Origin of the sequence: Gelidibacter sp. (assembly GCF_039916245.1) — a bacterium.
Taxonomy (GTDB): Bacteria; Bacteroidota; Bacteroidia; order Flavobacteriales; family Flavobacteriaceae; genus Gelidibacter.
In genome coordinates, this window is record NZ_JBDSLS010000213.1 from 1 (window position 1) to 4409 (window position 4409).

General features: G+C 38.3%; 4 protein-coding genes. All 4 read left to right on the forward strand.

What is annotated here, in order from left to right; genetic code table 11:
- On the forward strand, positions 1-659 hold a 659-nt coding region (locus ABIQ28_RS11260; RefSeq protein WP_348037330.1), incomplete at its 5' end, for a GDSL-type esterase/lipase family protein.
- The gene (locus ABIQ28_RS11265; protein ID WP_348037332.1) at positions 656-1951 is read left to right on the forward strand and encodes a GDSL-type esterase/lipase family protein; all 1296 of its coding nucleotides are present in this window, start codon (positions 656-658) and stop codon (positions 1949-1951) included. The genes ABIQ28_RS11260 and ABIQ28_RS11265, both read left to right, overlap by 4 nt.
- On the forward strand, positions 1944-3602 hold the full coding sequence (locus tag ABIQ28_RS11270) for an MBOAT family O-acyltransferase (protein ID WP_348037334.1): 1659 nt from the start codon (positions 1944-1946) through the stop codon (positions 3600-3602). The genes ABIQ28_RS11265 and ABIQ28_RS11270 overlap by 8 nt, the downstream gene beginning before the upstream one ends.
- A 149-nt stretch (positions 3603-3751) precedes the next feature.
- Positions 3752-4409: 3-methyl-2-oxobutanoate hydroxymethyltransferase (gene panB, locus ABIQ28_RS11275; protein WP_348037336.1), on the forward strand; the 658-nt coding region annotated here is incomplete at its 3' end.

The window sequence follows — 4409 nt, forward strand, 5'->3', positions numbered from 1 at the left end:
TAATCAAATCAGAACACTTGATTGCGGATGGTTCTTATCACAAATTTCCTATCGATTTAGCAACAACGCCTTCCAATCTTAAAATTGAAATTGAAAGCAAAATAAGCCCCGATTTTTATGGACTTACCTTAGATGGGAATAGTGGCGTTTCCTTAGATAACGTCGCCATGAGAGGTTCTTCAGGCACCATTTTCGCTGGCACCAATAGTGGCAATTTTGAGAAAATGTATCAGCAATTACAACCCGAATTATTGATTTTTCAATATGGCGGTAACTCGGTTCCCTATCTTAAGGATTCCTTAGCGGTAAAAGAATATGCCAGTTATTTAAAAAACCACATCAATTGGGTCAAACGCAAAAGCAGTAATGCCAATGTCATTTTTATCGGCCCTTCAGACATGACGACGAATGAAAATGGCCAGATGAAAACCTATCCATTGTTACCTTATCTGAATAAAATATTGAAACAAACCTGTAAGGATAATGACATTGCTTTTTGGAGCATGTACGATGCGATGGGCGGAAAAAACTCAATGCAGCATTGGGTGGACCAAGGATTGGCCGCCAATGACTATACCCATTTTTCGCCCTCGGGCACCAAAATCATCTCCGAATTATTTTTTCTGGCGTTGTATTTGGATTTAAACACTAAGAAATGAAAAACAGCCTAACCCTACTTTTTTTACTAGTGACCTCCACTTTTTTTGGTCAGAAGTATCTTCTGGACAGCCTCCATCCAAAATTGGGACATCTGATTAATTTTGAAGCGAATACCTTTAAAATGGCAGAAAATTCGCCAACATTCCATCAGTTTTTTGCTAAATTAGATTCTGTTTATAGTGGCAAAAAACAAAAACTACATATTGTACATATTGGCGGCTCCCATATTCAGGCCGATATTTATTCCAATAAAATCAGAACTTATCTTCAAAATACCAATACCGTGTCTCAAGGACAACGCGGATTCGTATTTCCATATCAATTGGCGCATACTAACAATCCTTCCAATTATCGCATCGAAGGCACTAAATCAAAATGGCAAGGCTATCGCTCGTCAGTCAAAAAAGACAGTATTGCTTGGGGAATGGCAGGTGTGACAGCGGCTTTTAGAGCGCTATCAGACACGATTCAAATCAAATCAAATTATAAAAATTACACGAAGCAACCTTATGAATTCAACAAGCTGAGAGTTTTTTATAATACCTGGAAATCCGATTACGATCTGTCCATTATAAATCCTGAACTTGTGATTTCTGACACCTTAAATTTGGATAAAATGTATCGCGAATTTCGTCTAAATAAATTAGTGGAAGAGGTGGGTCTTTCGTTGATATTGAAAGATACGGCTACGGTAAATCGAGAGTTTGCCCTTATGGGCATGGAATTCATGAATGATAATGACGGCATTGAATACACCAGCATTGGCGTTAACGGTGGAAGTTTTGCCTTTTATAACCGTTCCGCATATTTTGAAAAACAATTGGAGCTTTACAAACCAGATCTGTTCATTATTTCCATTGGCACGAACGACGGGTATATGCCTAAAAGCCAATTTGACGCTGAAAAATTCCGAGCGTATTACGAAGCGTTTATTCGCATGATTCAACGGGTTAATCCTGATTGTGCCATTTTGTTAAATGTGCCTAATGATGATTATTACCAACGAAAAATTCCGAATCCAAATACCGCCACCCAACAAAAAGTGATTATGGAATTGAGCGAAAAATATAAAATGGCAGTTTGGGATCTTTATGAAATTATGGGAGGACTTGGATCCTCAAACAAATGGCATCAAAACAAATTGATGCCGCGTGATCGCATCCACTTTACGCAATTGGGATATCTCATGATTGCTGATTTGTTCATGGATGCATTTATTGATGCTTGGGCAAAATCCACTCATAGAAATAAGGAAGAATTGCTGAAGCACTATAGAGCATTGAATGAATAGGCTGTACGATATTTTTACGTTTTCGGAAGATTTTCCCCTGATTTTTACCCAAGTAAATTTCTGGATATTTTTTGCTGTGGCTTATTTTCTGTTTGCTCTTGTGTACAAGAAGATCACCCTTCGGAATTCTTATCTGTTCCTGATTTCACTGTTCTTTTATTATAAAACTAGCGGACTTTTTATCGGGATTCTTATTTTCAGTACGCTCGTCGATTTTTTCATAGGTCGAAGCATTCATAAAAGTGAAAAGGAAACCAAACGTTACGTTCTGGTTACCTTAAGTGTCGTGATCAATTTAACGGTGCTTTGTTATTTCAAATACGCTTATTTTTTCACAGACTCCTTCAATATGCTGTTTCACACCAACTTTGAAATCGTCAATTGGTTAGCGCAATGGGGCAATAGTTTTAATGATCAAAATTATTTTACGGTAGATAAAATCATTCTTCCTGTGGGTATTTCATTTTATACGTTTCAAACGATCAGTTATAGCGTTGATATTTTCAGAAGAAAATTAGTGCCCTTAAAGTCAATTCTCGATTTCGGATTTTATGTGAGTTTCTTTCCACAGTTGGTGGCAGGGCCAATTGTCAGGGCGGAAACGTTTGTCCCGCAAATCTCAAAACCAACGGTCATTACCAAGGCTGATTTCAATGCCGGAACTTTTATGATTTTGAAAGGACTGATCAAAAAAATGATTTTTGCCGATTTTATTGCGATGCACTTTTTAGATCGTGTATTTGATGCGCCCGAAATGTTTTCCGGCTTTGCGAATGTCATGGCCATGATTGGCTACTCGCTTCAAATTTATGGCGATTTTTCAGGCTACACCGATATTGCCATTGGCTTAGCTTTATTGATGGGTTTTAAATTGCCCATCAACTTTAATTCGCCTTACAAAGCCACGAATGCCGGCGATTTCTGGAAACGTTGGCACATCTCCCTTTCTACCTGGCTTCGGGATTATTTGTACATTCCTTTAGGTGGAAATCGCAAGGGCACTGTTGCTTCCTATATCATTTTGAGCATTATATTAGTAGGTTTCATGTATGCGTCTCAAGGGATGTTGGTCGTTTCTATCGTATTGGGTGGCGTGCTCCTGATTTATATCCTATCCATTTTTAATGACAAAGTAAAAAATCAAGTCAATACGAATATCAACCTCATGTTAACCATGTTAATTGGAGGTTTATGGCATGGTGCTTCGTGGAAATTTGCAATTTGGGGCGGACTGAATGGTTTGGGAATTGTGGTTTATAAATTCTGGCGCAAAATAAGTCCGTATGAACTCAATAATCAATGGTATGCGCGCTGGTGGAAAATTTTAGTGACCCTGACGTTTATCACTTTTACCCGCATTTATTTTAGAGGCGAAAGTATGGATCATATCGCGCGTTGGTACAGGCAGGTCGCTTATCATATGGATTGGCATTATGCTTGGGATATTTTAGTCCACTACCAATTGGTGTTTTGGGTCATGCTTTTAGGCTATATTACGCATTGGCTGCCACAAACGACTAAAGATAAAATAGAAGAAATCTATGCCAAAAGCCCAGGGTTTGCCAAAGTTATCATCGCGTCAATCGTTGGTGTGATATGTTTTCAAGCATTTTCGACCGATTTTCAGCCGTTCATTTATTTTCAATTTTAAAAAAGATTAGGCTAATTAATTTCACCTCGAAATTTGAAATGAAACATCTGGAATTGGCAGTTTATAACGGACTCTAAAAGGGATTTCCCTTCTAAATATTATATCATTTAAATAATCTCCTTATTTTTACAGGATTAAAATAAAAAACTATGTCAGTAGCAAAAAAAGACTATAAACGAATCACCGTAAAAACATTGGTGGACATGAAAGCCAATGGCGAAAAAATATCGATGCTTACGGCATATGATTATACCATGGCTAAAATTGTAGATGGTGCTGGTGTGGATGTCATTTTGGTTGGCGATTCTGCAAGTAATGTAATGGCAGGACATGAAACGACCTTACCAATTACGTTGGATCAGATGATATATCATGCTGCTGGTGTTGTGCGCGCTATTGAACGCTCGTTGGTAGTTGTGGATTTGCCTTTTGGAAGCTATCAAAGTGATCCCAAAGAAGCCTTACGCTCTGCGATCAGAATCATGAAAGAAAGCGGTGGACATGCGGTAAAACTAGAAGGTGGCAAAGAAATCAAGGAATCCATTAAGCGTATTCTTAATGCCGGTATTCCTGTGATGGGCCATTTAGGATTGACACCACAATCTATTTATAAATTTGGAACTTATACGGTAAGAGCTAAGGAAGATGAAGAAGCTGACAAACTCAAAGAGGATGCTTTAATGCTCGAAAGAATCGGTTGTTTTGCTATTGTGTTGGAAAAGATTCCTGCAAAATTAGCACAAGATGTGGCTGAAAGCGTTTCCATTCCTGTGATTGGTATTGGTGCTGGCAATGGTGTGGACGGAC